This is a genomic window from Streptosporangium sp. NPDC000095 (assembly GCF_042899335.1).
Lineage (GTDB): Bacteria > Actinomycetota > Actinomycetes > Streptosporangiales > Streptosporangiaceae > Streptosporangium.
On the sequence record NZ_JBIAZS010000027.1, the window covers coordinates 32,931 to 52,933 of the forward strand.

The 20,003-nt window shown below is 71.6% G+C and carries 1 protein-coding gene (only partly in view); it reads left to right on the top strand.

This entire window lies inside a single protein-coding gene on the top strand: locus ACFY3V_RS37155, encoding an SDR family NAD(P)-dependent oxidoreductase. The 50,589-nt coding sequence extends 19,996 nt beyond the window's left edge and 10,590 nt beyond its right edge, so the window shows coding positions 19,997-39,999 — codons 6,666 (partial) to 13,333 (complete); the first codon wholly inside the window starts at position 3. Both the start codon and the stop codon lie outside the window.

Consider the following 20,003-nt stretch of genomic DNA (forward strand, 5'->3'; position numbering starts at 1 on the left):
ACTCGCCGCTGATGGACCCGATGCTGGAGGACTTCCGCGCGCTGGCCCGGACGCTGACCTTCAGCGCGCCACGGATTCCGATCGTGTCCACGGTGACCGGTGAGATGGCCACGGCCGAGCGGCTGTGCTCGCCGGACTACTGGGTGGAGCAGGTGCGGAGCGCGGTGCGCTTCGCCGACGGGGTGCGCACGCTGCACCGGCAGGGTGTCACGGCCTACGTGGAACTCGGGCCGGACGGGGTGCTCACCGCGATGGCCGCCGACACCCTGGCCGAGCTCACCGCCCAGGACTCGCCCGCCCAGCTCTCCGGCGCCGACGCGGTACTCGCGCCGGTGCTCCGCGGCGACCGCGACGAGCAGTCGTCGATCATGACGGCCCTGGCCGAGCTGCACGTGCGCGGAGTACCGGTGGACTGGCGGGCGGTGCTCCGGGGCGGGCATCGGATCGACCTGCCGACGTACGCGTTCCAGCGTCAGCGGTTCTGGCCCGACGCGGTCGGCTCCCAGCCGGGGAACGTGGCGGCGGCTGGCCTGGCCTCCGCGGGACACCCGCTGCTGGGCGCCGCGGTCGGCCTGGCCGACTCGGCCGGAGTCCTGCTCACCGGCAGGCTGTCGCTGCGGACACATCCGTGGCTGGCCGACCACGCGGTGGCCGGAACGGTGATCTTCCCGGGTACCGGGTTCCTCGAGCTGGCGATCCGTGCCGGTGACCAGGTCGGCTGCGACCTGGTCGAGGAGCTCACCCTCACCGCGCCGCTGATGCTGGGCGAGCGGGACGCCGTCGCGGTGCAGGTATGGGTGGGCGCGGCGGCGGAGTCCGGCCGCCGCAACCTGAGCGTCTACGCCCGCCCGGCCGAGGCCGCCGACGACGAGCCGTGGGTGCGGCACGCCACCGGCGTACTGGCCGTGGCCGACGGCCGCTCTCGCTCGCTCGCCGACATCGCGGCCGGCTTCGACGCGGCGGTGTGGCCGCCGCGTGACGCGACGGCCATCCAGCTGGACGACCTCTACGACCGGTTCGCCGCGGGCGGGTTCCACTACGGGCCGGTGTTCCAGGGACTGGGCGCGGCCTGGCGGGGCACGGACGGCGCGGTGTACGCCGAGGTCGTCCTGCCCGAGCAGGCGCAGTCGAGTGCGGGTTCGTTCGGGATGCATCCCGCGCTGCTGGACGCGGCGCTGCACTCGGTGAGTTTCGTCGGCCTGGACGACTCCGAGAGCGGCCGGATGCCGTTCTCCTGGGGTGAGGTGTGCCTGCACGCCGGTGGCGCGTCGGTGCTGCGGGTGCGGGTGGCCAGGACCGGTGGTGACGCGGTCTCGGTGGTCGCGGTGGACGGCGCGGGGGAACCGGTGCTGTCGGCGCGTTCCCTGGTGCTGCGACCGGTCGCGGCCGACCAACTGACCGTCGGCGGCGGCGACCTGTACCGGGACTCGCTGTTCCGGCTGACCTGGACGGCGTCGTCCGAGACGACGACGGAGGACGGCGCCGGGCTCGACCCGGTCGAGCCCGTCCTGGATCTGGCGTCGGATCCGGCGGCGGCGCTGGCGGCGCTGGAGACCGTCCCGGAGACGGTGACCGTCGCGGCCGGTTCCACCGAGCAGGGCGACGTGGTCGCCGGGGTTCACGAGTTGACCGCCGCGGCGCTGGGCCTGCTGCAGGCATGGTCGGCCGACGACCGCTGCCGCCGCTCCCGGCTGGTCTTCGTGACCAGGGGCGCCGTCACGACGAGCGAGGGCGAGACCGTCGCGGACCTGGCGGCCGCCGCGGTGTGGGGGCTGGTGCGGTCGGCCCAGTGGGAGGACCCGGGCCGCTTCGTCCTGGTCGACGTCGACGACGAGCCGTCCTCGTCCGTACTGGCCGGAGTGCTGGCCTCCGGCGAGCCGCAGGCGGCGGTCCGTGAGGGCGGGGTGCGGGTCCCGCGCCTGGCGCGGGTGGCACCGGCCGATGAGGCCGGACAGCCCTGGGACCCGGACGGCACGGTGCTGATCACCGGTGGTACCGGTGGTCTGGGAGCGCAGTTCGCGCGGCACGTGGTGGCCGAACGCGGGGTGCGGCACCTGCTGCTGACCAGCCGTCGAGGCCTGGACGCTCCCGGTGCGGTGGAGTTGCAGGCGGAGCTGATCGCGCACGGCGTCGAGGTCACGATCGCGGCGTGCGACATGGCCGATCGGGACGCGGTGGCGGCGCTGCTGGCAGAGGTGCCGGCCGAGCACCCGTTGACCGCGGTGATCCACACCGCGGGTGTGCTGGACGACGGCATGATCACCTCGTTGACGCCGGAGCGGCTGGCAGGAGTGCTGCGGCCGAAGGTGGACGCGGCCTGGCACCTGCACGAGCTGACCCGGGGCCTGGACCTGGCGGCGTTCGTGCTGTTCTCCTCGCTGGCCGGGGTGATGGGCAACGCGGGACAGGGCAACTACGCCGCAGCCAACGTCTTCCTGGACGCGCTGGCCCAGCACCGGCGGGCCGAAGGGCTGCCCGCGCTCTCGCTGGCCTGGGGTGCCTGGACCCAGGACGTCGGAATGACCAGCACGCTGGACGACACCGACATGCGCAGGATGGCGCGGGCGGGGATGCCGTCGCTGTCGCTGGAGCAGGGCCTGGCCTTGTTCGAGGCCGCCGTCGCGCTTGAGCAGGCGGTTCTGGTTCCCGTCCGGCTGCACCTGCCGTCGCTGCGGACGCAGGGTGACGTGCCGGCGCTGCTGCGCGGTTTGGTACGGGGCGGGCGCCGGTCGGCGGCGTCGGGCTCGGTGGTGGCCGCGACGCTGCTGCAGCGGCTCGCCCCGCTGGGCCTGGCGGAGCGCACCGAGGTCCTGCTGGATCTGGTGCGCACCGAGGTGGCGGTCGTGCTCGGGCACGCGTCGCCGGAGACCGTGGAGGTGCGCAGGGAGTTCCGCGAGCTGGGCTTCGACTCCCTCACCGCCGTCGAACTGCGCAACCGGCTGAACACGGTGAGCGGGCTGCGCCTGCCGGCCACCCTGGTGTTCGACTACCCGACACCGGCCACGCTGGCGGAGTTCCTGCTGTCCGAACTGCTCGGCGAGGACGCCGACGTGGTCATCCCCGTGTCGGTGGTGCCGGTCGCGGACGACCCGATCGTGATCGTGGGCATGGCCTGCCGCTACCCGGGCGGGGTCACCTCGCCGGAGGACCTGTGGCGCCTGGTCAGCGAGGGCGGGGACGCGATCACCCCCTTCCCGACGACGCGCGGCTGGAGTCGCGGACCCCTTGAGGGGAGCACCGAGAGCCGGGCCGTGAACTACGTGGAAGCGGGCGGCTTCCTGCACGAGGCGGGAGAGTTCGATCCCGGCTTCTTCGGGATCTCACCGCGTGAGGCGCTCGCGATGGACCCGCAGCAGCGGCTGCTGCTGGAGACCACCTGGGAGGCGATCGAGCGCACCGGGATCGACCCGACCTCGCTGCGCGGCAGCCGTACCGGCGTGTTCGCCGGGGTCATGTACCACGACTACGCGACCAGCATGCCGTTCCCGGCGGACGTGGTGGGCTTCATGGGTACCGGCACCGCGGGCAGTGTCGCGACCGGCCGCATCTCCTACACGCTGGGCCTGGAGGGCCCGGCGGTGACGGTGGACACCGCGTGTTCGTCGTCGCTGGTGGCGATGCACCTGGCCGCGCAGGCGCTGCGCGGCGGTGACTGCTCGCTGGCGCTGGCCGGCGGCGTGACCGTGATGGCCACTCCGAGCCCGTTCATCGACTTCACCGGTCAGGGCGGCCTCGCCGGCGACGGACGGTGCAAGTCGTACTCGGACGCGGCCGACGGCGCGGGCTGGTCCGAGGGTGTGGGCATGCTGGTGCTTGAGCGGCTGTCGGACGCGCGCCGCAACGGGCACGAGGTGCTGGCGGTGGTGCGGGGTTCGGCGGTGAACCAGGACGGTGCGTCGAATGGTCTGACGGCGCCGAACGGTCCCTCGCAGCGGCGCGTCATCCGTCAGGCGCTCGCCGGGGCGAGGTTGTCGCCGAACGAGGTGGACGCGGTCGAGGGCCACGGTACGGGTACGACGCTGGGCGACCCGATCGAGGCGCAGGCGCTGCTGGCGACCTACGGTCAGGATCGGGACGAGGACCGTCCGCTGCTGCTGGGGTCGATCAAGTCGAACCTCGGTCACACCCAGGCGGCGGCGGGTGCGGCCGGTGTGATCAAGATGATCATGGCGATGCGGCACGGGGTGCTGCCCAGGACGCTGCACGTGGACGAGCCGTCGTCGCATGTGGACTGGGCCTCTGGCTCGGTGGAGCTGCTGACCGAGCAGGTCGAGTGGCCTCAGACGGGTCGTCCGCGCCGGGCGGGTGTGTCGTCGTTCGGGATCAGCGGCACCAACGCGCACGTGATCATCGAGCAGCCCGAGGCCGCGACGGTGGCCCGTCCGCAGGACGGTGGCGTGCTGCCCGGTGCGGAGACAGAGCCGCCCGCGGTTCCGCTGGTGGTGTCGGGTCGTACGGGTGAGGCGCTGCGGGCCCAGGCGGGGCGGCTGGTCTCGCACCTGCAGGGTCGCGATGCCGCGCTGACCGATGTGGCGTTCTCGCTGGTGGCGTCGCGGTCGGTGTTCGAGCACCGTGCGGTGGTGGTCGGCGGGGATCGTGAGGGGTTGCTGGCGGGGTTGGGGGCGGTGGCTTCGGGTGAGCCGGTGCCCGGTGGTGTGGTCGAGGGTGTGGCCGACGTCGACGGGAAGTCGGTGTGGGTGTTCCCGGGTCAGGGGGCGCAGTGGGTGGGGATGGGTGCGGCTCTGCTGGAGGAGTCGGCGGTGTTCGCGGCTCGGATGGCGGAGTGTGCGGCGGCGTTGGAGCCGTTTGTGGAGTGGTCGCTGCTGGATGTGGTGCGTCAGGTGGAGGGTGCGCCGGGGCTGGATCGGGTGGATGTGGTGCAGCCGGTGTCGTTCGCGGTGATGGTGTCGTTGGCGGCGGTGTGGGAGTCGCTGGGCGTTCGTGCGGACGCGGTGGTGGGCCATTCGCAGGGGGAGATCGCGGCGGCGGTGGTGGCCGGCGGGTTGTCGTTGTCCGATGGCGCCCGGGTGGTGGCGTTGCGGAGCCGGTTGATCGGTGAGCGGTTGGCGGGGTTGGGGGCGATGGCGTCGGTGGCGCTGCCGGTCGAGCGGGTTGAGGCCGCTTTGATCGAGGGGGTGTCGGTGGCGGCGGTGAACGGTCCGAACTCGGTGGTGGTGGCCGGTGAGGTCGCGGCGGTCGAGGAGCTGGTCGAGCGGTTGTCGGCTGAGAATGTTCGGGTGCGGCGGATCGCGGTGGATTACGCCTCGCATTCGGCGCAGGTGGATCTGATCGCCGAGGAGCTGGCCGGGGTGCTGGCGGAGGTGACTCCGGGTTCGGTGCGGGTGCCGATGCTGTCGACCGTGACCGGCCAGTGGGTGGAGGGCCAGGAGCTCGATGGCGGGTACTGGTGTGAGAACCTGCGGCGCACGGTGGGCTTCGCTCCGGCGGTCGGGCAGTTGCTGGAGCAGCGGTATCGGGTGTTTGTCGAGGTGAGTCCGCATCCGGTGCTGACGGTCGGGGTTGGTGAGTGTGTGGACGCGGCCGAGGTGGAGGCCGTGATCGCCGGGACGCTGCGCCGTGACGAGGGTGGCCTGGAGCGGGTGCTGGTCTCGGCGGCGGAGCTGTTCGTGCGTGGTGTGACGGTGGATTGGCTGCAGGTGCTGCCGGGCGGTCGCCGGGTGGATCTGCCGACGTACGCCTTCCAGCACCAGTGGTTCTGGCCCGAGAGCACCGGTTCCGGTGCGGGGAATGTGGCCGCGGCCGGGCTGGCAGCGACGGATCATCCGCTGCTGGGCGCGGCGATGGGTCTGGCCGACTCCAACGGGGTGGTGCTGACGGGCCGGTTGTCGCTCTCGTCGCATCCGTGGCTCGCCGATCACACGGTGGCCGGGATGGTGATCTTCCCGGGGACCGGGTTCCTGGAGCTGGCGGTGCGGGCCGGTGACCAGGTCGACTGTGACGTGGTGGAGGAGCTGACGCTGGCGGCGCCGCTGGTGCTGGGCGAGGATGACGCGGTCGTGGTGCAGATCGCGGTGGGTGCGCCGGAGGAGAGTGGCCGGCGTGCGGTGAACGTCTATTCCCGGTCGGCGTCGGCCGTCGACGATGTGCCGTGGGTGCGGCACGCCACCGGCACGCTCGCCACGGGCGGGCGGGCCGCGGTGCCGTTCGACGCGTCCGTGTGGCCCCCGCAGGGTGCGACGGCGATCGAGCTGGACGGGCTGTACGACGAACTGGCCACTCGGGGGCTGGGCTACGGTCCGGTGTTCCAGGGGCTGCGGTCCGCGTGGCAGCGCGATGGGGAGATCTTCGCCGAAGTCGCCCTGCCGGAGCAGGCGACCTCGAGCGCGGGTTCGTTCGGGGTGCATCCGGCTCTGCTGGACGCGGCGTTGCACGCGGTGAGCTTCGCAGGTCTCGACGTGGTTGAGGGAGGTTGGCTGCCGTTCTCCTGGGGTGAGGTGAGCCTGCACGCGGGCGGGGCGGCGCTGCTGCGGGTCCGGCTGACCAGGACGGGTGCCGACTCGGTCTCGCTGACGGCGGTGGACCTGGCGGGAGAGCCGGTGCTGTCGGCGCGGTCGTTGATCGTGCGTCCCTTCACCCCCGACCAGCTGGTCGGCGCCGGTGGGGGGCGTGGTGTGGAGCGGGACTCGCTGTTCGGGGTGGACTGGGTCTCGTTGCCGGAGGCGGGGAATGCGGAGCCCAGGGCGGACGTGGTCGAGCTGAGTGGAGAGCTCGCCTCGCTGGATTCGGCGCCGGATGTGGTCATGGTCTCGGTGGGGTCGGCCGATGCCGAGGACGTGGTGGAGTCGACGCACGCGGTGGTCGCGCAGGTCCTGGGGTTGTTGCAGGAGTGGTTGGCCGATGAGCGGTTCGTCGGCTCGCGGTTGGTGTTCGTGACCCGGGGCGCGGTCGAGGCGCGGGACGGTGATGTGGTCGTTGATCTGGCGGCTGCGGCGGTGTGGGGGTTGGTGCGGTCGGCGCAGTGGGAGAATCCGGGCCGGTTCGTGCTGGTCGACGTCGATGGTGACGGTGGGTTGTCGTCGTCGGTGTTGGCGGGGGTGCTGGTTTCGGGTGAGCCGCAGGTGGCGGTGCGTGAGGGTGGGATTCGGGTGCCGCGTCTGGTGCGGGTGGCGCCTGCCGAGGAGGCGGGACGGTCGTGGGATCCGGAGGGGACGGTGTTGATCACTGGTGGTACCGGTGGTCTGGGAGGGAGTCTGGCTCGGCATGTGGTGGCCGAGCGTGGGGTGCGGCATCTGGTGCTGACCAGCCGTCGAGGCTTGGAGGCTCCGGGTGCGGTGGAGTTGCAGGCTGAGCTGATCGCGCATGGGGTCGAGGTCACGGTCGCGGCCTGTGACATGGCCGACCGCGACCAGGTGGCGGCTCTGCTGGCCGGGATCGATGCCGACCACCCGCTGACCGCGGTCATTCACACCGCCGGTGTGCTGGAAGACGCGACGATCCCGTCACTGACCCCGGAGCGGCTGGGCAGGGTCCTGCGGCCCAAGGTCGACGCCGTCTGGCACCTGCACGAGCTGACCCGGGAACTGGATCTGGCGGCGTTCATCACCTACTCGTCCCTGTCGGGTGTCATGGGAGCACCCGGCCAGGGCAACTACGCGGCCGCGAACACGTTCCTCAACGCCTTGGCGCAGGCGCGCAGGGCCGAAGGGCTGCCCGCGCTCTCACTGGCCTGGGGAGCCTGGACCCAGGACACCGGAATGACCGGCACGCTGAGTGACGCCGACATGCGGCGGATCACCCGTACGGGCATGCCGCCGCTCTCGGTGGAGCAAGGACTGGCACTGTTCGACGCCGCCGGACGGGTGGCCCGGTCGGTGGTGATCCCGCTCCGGTTGGAGCTCGCGGTGCTGCGCGCCCACGGCGAGGTGCCGGCGTTGTTGCGTGGTCTGGTGCGGGGTGGTCGGCGGTCGGCGGCGTCGGGTTCGGTGGTGGCCGCGACGTTGTTGCAGCGGTTGGCTCCGTTGGGGGCGGCCGAGCGGGCCGAGGTGCTGGTGGACCTGGTGCGTGTCGAGGCGGCGATGGTGCTGGGTCATGCCTCGTCCGACATGGTGGAGGTGCGTCGGGAGTTTCGTGAGCTGGGCTTCGACTCCCTTACCGCGGTCGAGTTGCGTAACCGGCTGAACGCCGCGACGGGGCTGCGGTTGCCGTCCACGCTGGTGTTCGACTACCCGACACCGACCGCGCTGGCGGACTTCCTGCTGGCCGAACTGCTCGGCGAGCACGCTGACGCGATCATTCCGGCGCCCGTCATGCCGCTGAACGACGATCCGATCGTGATCGTGGGCATGGCCTGCCACTTCCCGGGCGAGGTCGACTCACCGGAGGATCTGTGGCGGCTGGTCTCCGAGGACGGAGATGCGATCTCCGAGTTCCCGACCACGCGAGGCTGGGATCTGGGGGCGCTGTACAACCCGGACCGGGAGAGCCGGGGCACCAGCTATGTGCGCGAGGGTGGTTTCCTGGAGAGTGCCACGCAGTTCGACCCCGGGTTCTTCGGGATCTCGCCGCGTGAGGCGCTGGCGATGGACCCGCAGCAGCGGTTGCTGCTGGAGACGTCGTGGGAGGCGATCGAGCGGACGGGCGTGGACCCGAGCTCGTTGCGCGGCAGCCGCACCGGCGTGTTCGCCGGCATCTTCTACCACGACTACGGGATGAGCGCGGAGTTCCCGCCGGAGGCGATGGGCTTCCTCGGTACCGGTACGGCGGGCAGCGTCGCGACCGGTCGGATTTCGTACGCGCTGGGCCTGGAGGGTCCTGCGGTGACGGTGGACACGGCGTGTTCGTCGTCGCTGGTGGCGATGCACATGGCGGCGCAGGCACTGCGCTCGGGTGACTGCGACCTGGCACTTGCCGGAGGCGCGACCGTGATGGCCACCCCGGCGGTGTTCATCGACTTCAGCACCCAGGGTGGGCTGGCAGGTGACGGCCGGTGCAAGTCCTTCGCCGACACCGCGGACGGCACCAGCTACTCCGAGGGTGTGGGCATGCTGGTGCTGGAGCGGCTGTCGGACGCGCGCCGCAACGGCCACCAGGTGCTGGCGGTGGTGCGCGGGTCGGCGGTGAACCAGGACGGCGCGTCCAACGGTCTGACCGCGCCGAACGGCCCTTCTCAGCAGCGGGTGATCCGTCAGGCGCTCGCCGGCGCGGGCTTGTCCTTCACCGAGGTGGACGCGGTCGAGGGCCACGGCACCGGCACCACGCTGGGTGACCCGATCGAGGCGCAGGCGCTGCTGGCGACCTACGGTCAGGATCGGGACGAGGATCGGCCGCTGCTGCTGGGGTCGATCAAGTCGAACCTGGGTCACACGCAGGCGGCGGCCGGTGTGGCGGGTGTGATCAAGATGGTGATGGCTCTGCGGCACGGGGTGCTGCCTCGGACGCTGCACGTGGACGAGCCGTCGTCGCATGTGGACTGGGCCTCGGGTGCGGTGGAGTTGCTGACCGAGCAGGTCGAGTGGCCTCAGACGGGTCGTCCGCGTCGGGCGGGTGTGTCGTCGTTCGGGATCAGCGGCACCAACGCGCACGTGATCATCGAGCAGGGGCCCGAGGCCGCGGCGGTGGCTCCTTCGCAGGACCTGGTACCGGCTGCGGACGTGGTTCCGATGGTGGTGTCGGGTCGTACGGGTGAGGCGCTGCGGGCCCAGGCCGGGCGGCTCGCGTCGTACCTGGAGGGCGAGCCTGCTCTTGGGCTGACCGATGTGGCGTTCTCGCTGGTGTCGTCGCGGTCGGCGTTCGAGCACCGGGCCGTGGTGGTCGGCGGGGATCTCCTGACAGGGCTGGGGGCGGTTGCCTCGGGTGAGTCGGTGCCCGGCGTGGTGTCCGGGGTGGCGGATGTGGATGGGAAGTCGGTGTGGGTGTTCCCGGGTCAGGGGGCGCAGTGGGTGGGGATGGGTGCGCGGTTGTTGGAGGAGTCGGCGGTGTTCGCGGCTCGGATGGCCGAGTGTGCGGCGGCGTTGGAGCCGTTCGTGGACTGGTCGCTGCTGGACGTGATCCGGCAGGTGGAGGGTGCTCCGTCGCTGGATCGGGTGGATGTGGTCCAGCCGGTCTCGTTCGCGGTGATGGTCTCGTTGGCGGCGGTGTGGGAGTCGCTGGGCGTTCGTGCGGACGCGGTGGTGGGCCATTCGCAGGGCGAGATCGCGGCGGCGGTGGTGGCCGGTGGCCTGTCGTTGCAGGACGGCGCGCGGGTGGTGGCGTTGCGCAGTCAGGTGATCGGGCGTGGGCTGGCTGGGTTGGGGGCGATGGCGTCGGTTGCGCTCCCGGTCGAGCGAGTCGCCGAGCGGGTGGCGGTGTGGGACGGGCGGATCTCGGTGGCGGCGGTCAACGGCCCGAACTCGGTGGTGGTGGCCGGTGAGGTCGCAGCCGTTGAGGAGTTGGTCGAGCAACTGGGCACTGAAGAGGTGCGGGTGCGGCGGATCGCGGTGGATTACGCCTCGCATTCGGCGCAGGTGGATCTGATCGCCGAAGAGCTGGCCGAGGTCCTGGCGGGGGTGGCGCCGCAGCCGGTGCGGGTGCCGATGTTGTCGACGGTGACCGGTCAGTGGCTGGAGGGCCAGGAGCTCGATGGCGGGTACTGGTGTGAGAACCTGCGGCGCACGGTGGGCTTCGCTCCGGCGGTCGGGCAGTTGCTGGAGCAGCGGTATCGGGTGTTCGTCGAGGTGAGTCCGCATCCGGTGCTGACGGTCGGCATCGGTGAGTGCGTGGACGAGACCGACGCCACCACCGTGATCGCCGGGACGTTGCGCCGTGACGAGGGCGGCCTGGAGCGGGTGCTGACGTCGGCGGCGGAGCTGTTCGTGCGCGGTGTGACGGTCGACTGGCTGCAGGTGTTGCCGGGCGGTCGCCGGGTGGATCTGCCGACGTACGCCTTCCAGCACCAGCGGTTCTGGCCGAACGCGCGGCAGAGCGGTGATGCCCGTGTTCTGGGCCTGGCTGCTACGGGTCATCCGTTGCTGGGCGCGGCGGTGGGCCTGGCCGATTCCGACGGTGTGTTGTTGACGGGCCGCTTGTCGCTCTCGTCGCAGCAGTGGCTGGCCGACTACGTGGTGGCGGGCTCGGTGCTGGTGCCCGGTTCGGCGTTCGTGGAGCTGGCGGTGCGTGCCGGTGACCAGGTCGGCTGCGAGGTGGTCGAGGAGTTGATCCTGGACGCTCCGCTGGTGCTGGGCGAGGACGACGCGGTCGTGGTCCAGATCGCGGTGGGTGCGCCGGAGGAGACCGGTCGGCGGAGTGTGAGCGTCTACGCCCGTTCGGCGGATGCGGCCGAGGAGGTGCCGTGGGTGCGGCACGCCACCGGCACGTTGGCGACCGGTGCTTCCGAGGTCGTGCCGCTCGACGCGGCGACGTGGCCGCCGGTCGGCGCTACCGAGATCGAGCTGGACGGCTTGTACGAGGAGCTGGCCGAGGACGGTTTCGCCTATGGTCCGGCGTTCCAGGGGTTGCGGGCGGCGTGGCGTCGCGACGGTGAGATCTTCGCCGAGGTGAGGCTGCCCGAGCAGATCGGTGGAGCCGCTTCGTTCGGGGTGCACCCGGCTCTGCTGGACGCGGCGCTGCACGCGGTGGCCTTCGCCGGGCTGGAGCCGGTGGAGGGTGGCCGGTTGCCGTCCTCGTGGGAGCAGGTGTGCCTGCACGCCGGTGGGGCGTCGGTGCTGCGGGTGCGGCTGGCCAGGACAGACACGGATGCGGTGTCGCTGCTGGCGGCGGATGTGACGGGTGCGCCGGTGGTGTCGGCGCGGTCGGTGGTGCTGCGGCCGGTCCCGGCCAAGCAGCTGGGGGTCTCCGACGGTCGCGGAGTCAGCCAGGATGCGTTGTTCCGGGTGGAGTGGGGGCTCGCGGGCACTTTGCCGGAGGCCGGTGAGGTGTCGGTGGGGATCCTCGGCCCGGACACGTTGGGTGTCGCCTCCACGCTGCGGGCGGACGGGGAGCCGGGTGGCCTTCCGGTGCACGCGGATCTGTCGTCGCTGGCCGAGGCGGGCCCGGTGCCGGCGGTGGTGCTGGCCGAGGTGGTCTCCGACCCGGCGGTCGGGGTGGTGGATTCGGCGCATGCGCTCACCGCTCACGTTCTGGATGTGGTGCAGCGGTGGCTGGCCGAGGAGCGGTTCGCCGAGTCGCGGCTGGTGTTCGTCACCCGGGGCGCGGTCGCGGCGGACGACGGTGAGGTGGTCACCGATCTGCCGGCTGCGGCGGCGCGAGGTCTGATCCGTAGCGCTCAGTCGGAGAACCCTGGCCGGTTCGGCTTGGTCGACGTGGACGGACAGGAGTCCTTGCCCGGTGTGCTGCCGGGGGTGTTGGTCTCGGGTGAGCCTCAGGTGGCGGTGCGCGAGGGTGGGGTGTTGGTGCCGCGTTTGGCGCGGGTGGTGTCCGGTGAGGTTCCGGCCGAGGTTTCCGGTGAGGATGTCGGTCGGGTCTGGGATCCGGAGGGAACCGTTCTGATCACCGGTGGTACCGGTGGTCTGGGTGCGTTGTTCGCGCGGCATGTGGTGGCCGAGCGTGGGGTGCGGCATCTGCTGCTGACCAGCCGCCGGGGCCTGGACGCTCCGGGTGCGGTGGAGTTGCAGGCGGAGCTGATCGCGCACGGGGTCGAGGTCACGATCGCGGCCTGTGACATGGCGGATCGGGACGCGGTGGCGGGACTGTTGGCGCAGGTGGACGCCGGGCATCCGTTGACCGCGGTGATCCACACCGCGGGTGTGCTGGATGACGGCACGATTCCGTCGCTGACGGCCGAGCGGCTGGACGGCGTGTTGCGGCCGAAGGTGGATGCGGCCTGGTATCTGCACGAGCTCACCCGTGACGCGGATCTCGCGGCGTTCGTGGTGTTCTCGTCGATGGCGGGGGTGATGGGCAACGCGGGTCAGGGTAACTACGCGGCGGCGAACGCGTTCTTGGACGCTCTGGCCCAGCAGCGCCGGGCCGAAGGGCTGGCGGGGTTGTCGCTGGCGTGGGGCTTGTGGGAGCAGGAGACCGGGATGACCGGCACGCTGGGCGCTGTCGATCTGCGCAGGATGGCGCGGGCGGGGATGCCGGCGCTCTCGGCCGAGCAGGGACTCGGGGCGTTCGAGCGGGCGGCGGTGTCGGATCACGCGGCGGTGGTGGCGGCGCGGCTGGAACTGTCGGTCCTGCGCACACTCGCCGAACTGCCGCATCTGATGCGTGGCCTGGTTCGTGCGGGCCGTCGGTCGGCGGTTTCCGTCCTCGCGGGTGGGGATTCGGAGTTGTTGCGGCGGTTGGCGGGGTTGGGTGAGGCCGAGCAGGTTCGGCTGGTGGTGGAGTTGGTGCGGGCTCAGGCGGCGGTGGTGCTGGGGCACGCTTCTGGGGAGGCGGTTCAGCCTGGGCGGGAGTTCCGTGAGCTGGGCTTCGACTCCCTCACCGCGGTGGATCTGCGTAACCGGCTGAATGTCGCCACCGGCCTGCGGTTGCCGGCGACGTTGGTGTTCGACTATCCGACGCCGACCGTGCTGGCGCGGTTCCTGGTGTCGGAGTTGCTGGGCCGCCAGGAGGTGGCGGTCGGGTCGGGTGTGGTGGCCGGGCCGAGGGTGTCGGTGGCCGATGATCCGATCGTGATCGTGGGGATGAGCTGCCGCTTCCCCGGTGGGGTGAACTCTCCGGAGGAGTTGTGGCGGTTGCTGGTCGAGGGTGAGGACGCGATCTCGCCGGTCCCGGCCGACCGAGGCTGGAATCTGGGGATGTTGTCGGGGACGGGGGTCGATGTTCAGGGTGGGTTCCTGGCGGATGTGGCGGGGTTTGATGCCGGGTTCTTCGGGATCTCGCCGCGTGAGGCGCTCGCGATGGATCCGCAGCAGCGTCTGTTGCTGGAGGGGGTGTGGGAGGCGGTCGAGCGGGCCGGGATCGACCCGCTCTCACTGAAGGGCAGCTCCACCGGGGTGTTCGTGGGCACCAACGGTCAGGACTACATGAGCCTGATGATGAACACCCCGGCAGATGTGGAAGGCCACGCCATCACCGGTATGTCGGCCAGCGTGCTGTCGGGCCGCCTGTCGTACACGCTGGGCCTGGAAGGTCCTGCGGTGACCGTGGACACGGCGTGTTCGTCGTCGCTGGTGGCGATGCACATGGCGGCACAGGCGCTGAGGTCGGGTGAGTGCAGCCTGGCGCTGGCCGGCGGTGCCACGGTGATGACCACCCCGATCGGGTTCATCGGCTTCAGCGCGCAGGGGGGATTGGCCCCCGATGGACGGTGCAAGGCGTTCTCCGACACCGCGGACGGCACCACCTGGTCCGAGGGCCTGGGCATGCTGGTGCTGGAGCGACTGTCGGACGCCCGCCGCAACGGGCACGAGGTGCTCGCGATCGTTCGTGGATCGGCGATCAACCAGGACGGTGCGTCGAACGGGTTGACGGCGCCGAACGGTCCGTCTCAGCAGCGGGTGATCCGTCAGGCGTTGGCCGGTGCGGGATTGTCGGCGTCTGAGGTGGACGCGGTGGAGGCGCACGGTACGGGTACCAAGCTGGGTGACCCGATCGAGGCCCAGGCCCTGCTGGCGACCTACGGCAAGGACCGGGACGAGGACAGGCCGCTGCTGCTGGGTGCGATCAAGTCGAACTTCGGTCACACCCAGGCGGCGGCGGGCGTGGCCGGTGTGATCAAGATGGTGCTGGCTCTCCAGCACGGTGTGCTGCCCAGGACGTTGCATGTGGACGAGCCGTCGTCGCATGTGGACTGGGCCTCGGGTGCGGTGGAGTTGCTGACCGAGGCGACGGAGTGGCCGAAGACGGGTCGTCCGCGTCGGGCGGGTGTGTCGTCGTTCGGGATCAGTGGCACGAACGCGCACGTGATCCTTGAGCAGGGGCCGGCAACCCTGCGTATCGAAGCCGAAACGGTGGCGCGGGACGATGCGCCGGCCACGGGTGCGGATGTGCTGCCGGTGCTGGTGTCGGCTCGTACGGCAGGGGCGTTGCGGACGCAGGCGGATCGGCTGGCCTCGCATGTGGAGGGCCGTCGTGAGGTGGCGCTCACCGATACGGCGTTCTCACTGGCCACGACCCGCCCGGCGTTCGAGTATCGGGCGGTGGTGCTGGCCGATGGTCGTGAGGGTGTGCTGGCCGGGTTGGGTGCGTTGGCCGGGGATCTGCCGGGTGCGGGTGTGGTGCGCGGGGTGGCCGCGGGTGAGCCGCAGTTGGCGTTCCTGTTCACCGGTCAGGGGTCGCAGCGGGCCGGGATGGGCCGGGAGCTGTATGGACGGTTCCCGGTGTTCGCGACCGCGTTGGACGCGGTGATCGCCGAGCTGGATCCGCTGCTTGAGGGGTCGTTGCGCGAGGTGCTGTTCGCCGAGCCGGGTACGGCCGAGGCGGAGGCGCTGGATCGGACCGGGTGGGCGCAGCCTGCGTTGTTCGCGGTGGAGACGGCGTTGTTCCGGCTGGTGTCCTCGTGGGGGGTGCGGCCTGATGTGCTGGCCGGTCATTCGGTCGGGGAGATCGCGGCGGCGCATGTGGCGGGGGTGTTGTCGCTGGCGGATGCGTGTGCGTTGGTGGCGGGCCGGGCGCGGTTGATGCAGGCGCTGCCTGCGGGTGGGGCGATGGTGGCGGTGCAGGCCTCCGAGGAGCAGGTCGCCGGGCTGCTGGCCGGGCGCGAAGACCAGGTGTCCATCGCGGCCGTCAACGGTCCGACCTCGGTGGTGATCTCCGGTACCGAAGAGGCGGTGCTGGAAGTGACCGCCGCTCTGCGGGGACGGGAGATCAGGACGAAGCAGCTGCGGGTGTCGCACGCGTTCCATTCGCCGCTGATGGACCCGATGTTGGAGGACTTCCGCACGTTGGCGAGCAGGCTCACCTACGGGGCACCGAGGACCCCGATCGTGTCGACCCTGACCGGACAGGCGGCGACAGCCGAGCAGTTGTGCTCGCCGGAGTACTGGGTGGAGCAGGTCCGCGGCGCGGTCCGTTTCGCCGACGGCATCCGTACGTTGCAGGCGCAGGGTGTGCGGGCGTATCTGGAGCTGGGCCCCGACGGGGTGCTGACCGCGATGGCCCAGGACACGCTGACGACCGACCCGGACCCGACTGCCGCGACGTCCGGTTCTGACGTGGAGCCGGATCCGGACGTGGTGCTGGTGCCGGTACTGCGCAGGGACAGAAACGAGCACGAGTCCGTTACCGAGGCGCTGGCCCGTCTGCACGTACACGGGGTGCCGGTGAACTGGCAGACGGTGCTCCCGCGCGGGCGCCGGGTCGACCTGCCGACCTATCCCTTCGAGCACCAGCGGTACTGGCCCGAGGGGGCAGGCTCCTCGGTGGGCAACGTGGCCGCGGCCGGGCTGGCTACAGCCGGGCACCCGCTGCTGGGCGCGGCGGTGGGCCTGGCCGATTCTGACGGTGTGCTGCTGACCGGGCGGTTGTCGCTCTCGTCGCATCCGTGGCTGGCCGATCACGCGGTGGCCGGGACGGTGATCTTCCCGGGTACCGGGTTCCTCGAGCTGGCGATCCGTGCCGGTGACCAGGTCGGCTGCGACGTGGTCGAGGAGCTCACCCTGGTCGCGCCGCTGGTGCTGGGCGAGAGCGACGCCGTCGCGGTGCAGGTGTGGGTGGGCGCCGAGCAGGAGACGGGCCACCGGAGTGTGAGCGTCTACGCGCGGCCGGCGCAGGCCGCGGACGACGTGCCGTGGATGCGGCACGCGACCGGCACGCTCGCGACCGGGGCTTCCGAGGTCGCACCGTTCGACGCGTCTGTGTGGCCCCCGCAGGGGGCGACCGCCATCGAGGTGGGCGGGCTGTACGAAGGGCTCGCCGCGAGCGGGTTCGAGTACGGCCCGGTGTTCCAGGGGCTGCGGGCGGCCTGGCAGGGCGCCGACGGTGAGGTGTTCGCCGAGATCGTCCTGCCCGAGCAGGCGCAGTCGAGCGCGGGTTCGTTCGGGGTGCATCCGGCGCTGCTGGACGCGGCGCTGCACGCGGTGGCCTTCGCCGGGCTGGACGATTCCGAGGGCGGTCGGCTGCCGTTCTCCTGGAGCGAGGTGAGCCTGCACGCCGGTGGCGCGGCGATGCTGCGCATTCGGATGAGCCGGACCGCTGCCGACTCGGCCACGCTGACGGCGGTGGACGCCGCAGGGGAGCCGGTGCTGTCGGCGCGCTCGCTGGTGCTGCGCCCGTTCTCCCCCGGTCAGCTCGCCGCGGGCGGTGACCACGCGACGGAGCGCGACGGGCTGTTCCGGCTGGAGTGGACCGCGCTCTCCGAAGTCACCGCTGCAGACCCGGCGCCGATGGCGATGGTCGGCTTCGCGGCGTTCGAACCGGGTCTCGCGGGTACGTGGGAGTCGGTCCCGGTTCATCGTGACCTGTCGGCGCTGGCCGAGGCGGGCGCGGTGCCGGGTGTGGTGCTGGCCGAGGTCGAGACCTCGTCGACCGCGGACGCGGTGGCATCGGCGCATCAGGTGACGGCCGGGGTGCTGGGGCTGTTGCAGGAGTGGCTGGCCGATGACCGGTTCGCCGAGTCGCGACTGGTGCTCGTCACGCGGGGCGCGGTCGCGGCGGGTGAGGGTGAGGCGGTCACCGATCTGGCGGCCGCGGCGGTGTGGGGTCTGGTGCGCAGCGCGCAGTCGGAGAACCCGGGCCGGTTCGTGCTGGTGGACGTGGACGAGGAGTCGGTGCGACTCGGTGCGCTGAGCGGATTGCTGGCCGGAGTACTGACCTCCGGCGAGCCGCAGGCGGCGGTGCGCGGAGGTGGGGTCTGGGCGCCGAGGTTGGCGTCGCTGACCTCGGGTGCGGGTCTGTTGCCTCCGTCGGGTACGGCGTGGCGGTTGGGCAGCCGGGCCAAGGGCAGCCTGGACGCGCTGGAGCTCATCTCGTACGCGGAGACGGCCGAGCCGCTGCAGGCCGGTCAGGTTCGGGTCGCGGTGCACGCGGCGGGGGTGAACTTCCGTGACCTGCTGGACGGGCTGAACGCACTCGGCTGGTTCCAGGACAAGGTCGGCCAGATGGGTGGCGAGGCCGCGGGCGTGGTGCTTGAGGTCGGCCCCGGCGTCGAGGACCTGCGCCCGGGGGACCGGGTGGTCTGTCTGACCGAAGGCGCGTTCGGCCCGGTGGTCACCAGCGCCCACGTCCTGTCCAAGATCCCCGACGGCATCTCGTTCGAGCAGGCCGCGACGATCCTGGTGACGTTCCTGACGGCCTACTACGGCCTGATGGACCTGGCCAGGTTGCGGGCGGGCGAGCGGCTGCTCGTGCACGCCGGCACCGGTGGCGTGGGTATGGCGGCGATCCAGCTGGCGCAGCGCCTTGGCGTGGAGGTGTTCGCCACCGCGAGTCCGGCCAAGTGGGAGGTACTGCGTTCCCTGGGCATCCCGGACGACCACATCGCCTCCTCCAGGACTTCGGAGTTCGAGGAGCGCTTCCGCGCTGTGTGCGGTGAGCGGGGCATCGACGTGGTGCTCAACTCGCTGACCGGGGACCTCATCGACGCCTCGGCGCGACTGCTGCGCCCCGGTGGCCGGTTCGTGGAGATGGGCAAGCTCGACATCCGCGACCAGGCACAGTTCCCCGGCCTGGAGTACCACTGGTTCGACATGCTGGACGCCGGCGCCGAGCGGCTGCGGCAGATCCTGGTCGAGCTGATGGAGCTGTTCGCGACCGGTGAGCTGCGGCCGCTGCCGGTCACGGCATGGGACGTGCGCCGGAGCCGCGACGCCTTCCGGTTCATGAGCCAGGCCAGGCACACCGGCAAGATCGTGCTGACCATGCCCCGGCGCTGGGACCCGCAGGGCACGGTGCTCATCACCGGCGGTACGGGTGGTCTGGGTGCGGAGCTGGCCCGGCATCTGGTGTCCGAGCACAAGGTGCGGCACCTGCTGCTGACCAGCCGCCGGGGTCTGGAGGCTCCGGGGGCGGTGGAGCTGCAGGCCGAGCTGATCGCGCACGGCGTCGAGGTCACGGTCGCCGCGTGCGACATGGCCGACCGGGACGCGGTGGCCGGTCTGCTGGCCGGGGTGGATGCCGATCACCCGCTGACCGCGGTGATCCACGCGGCCGGAATCGTGGACGACGGAGCGATCACCTCGTTGACGCCGGAGCGGGTGGACACCGTGCTGCGGCCGAAGGTCGACGCCGCCTGGCATCTGCACGAGCTCACCCGGGACATGGACCTGGCCGGATTCGTGGTGTTCTCCTCGCTCGCCGGACTGATGGGCAACGCGGGTCAGGGCAACTACGCGGCGGCGAACGCCTGGCTGGACGCGCTGATGGTCCAACGGCAGGCGCAGGGGCTTCCGGGGCTGTCGCTCACCTGGGGACTCTGGGCGCAGGCCACCGGGATGACCGGAGGACTGTCACAGGCCAGCGTGGAGCGGATGGCCGCCGCCGGGATGCCGGCGATGACCACCGAACAGGGGCTCGCCCTGTTCGACGCGGCCCTGGGCTCGGACTCACCGCTGGTGGTCCCGGTGCGGTTGAACCTGCCGGCGATGCCCGCTCAGCTGGTGCCGCCGCTGCTGCGCGGCCTGGTGCGCGGCACCCGCCGTACGGCCGCCGCGCTGTCGGCGGCCGGAGGCGGTGGCGCGGGCGAGGCACTGTCGCGGCAGCTGGCCGGCCTGGACCACCCCAAGCAGCTCCAGGTGCTGATCGACCTGGTCCGGGCTCAGGCCGCCGCCGTACTCGGGCACCCGTCGCTGGATTCGGTGGACGTCCGGCGGGAGTTCCGTGAGCTGGGCTTCGACTCGCTGACCGCGCTTGAGCTGCGCAACCGGCTCAACGGCGCCACCGGGTTGCGGCTGCCCTCCACCCTCGTCTTCGACTACCCCACTCCCACCGTGCTCGGCGAGTACCTGCTCAGCGAAGTGCTCGGCGTGCACGGCGACGCGATTCTCCCGGTGGTCGCCACCTCGGTGACCGATGACCCGATCGTCATCGTCTCGATGGCCTGCCGCTACCCCGGAGGGGTGAGCTCTCCGGAGGATCTGTGGCGACTGGTCGCCGAGGGGCAGGACGCCATCTCCCCGCTGCCACGGGACCGAGGCTGGCAGGCACGCGGCGAGCTGGACTTCGAC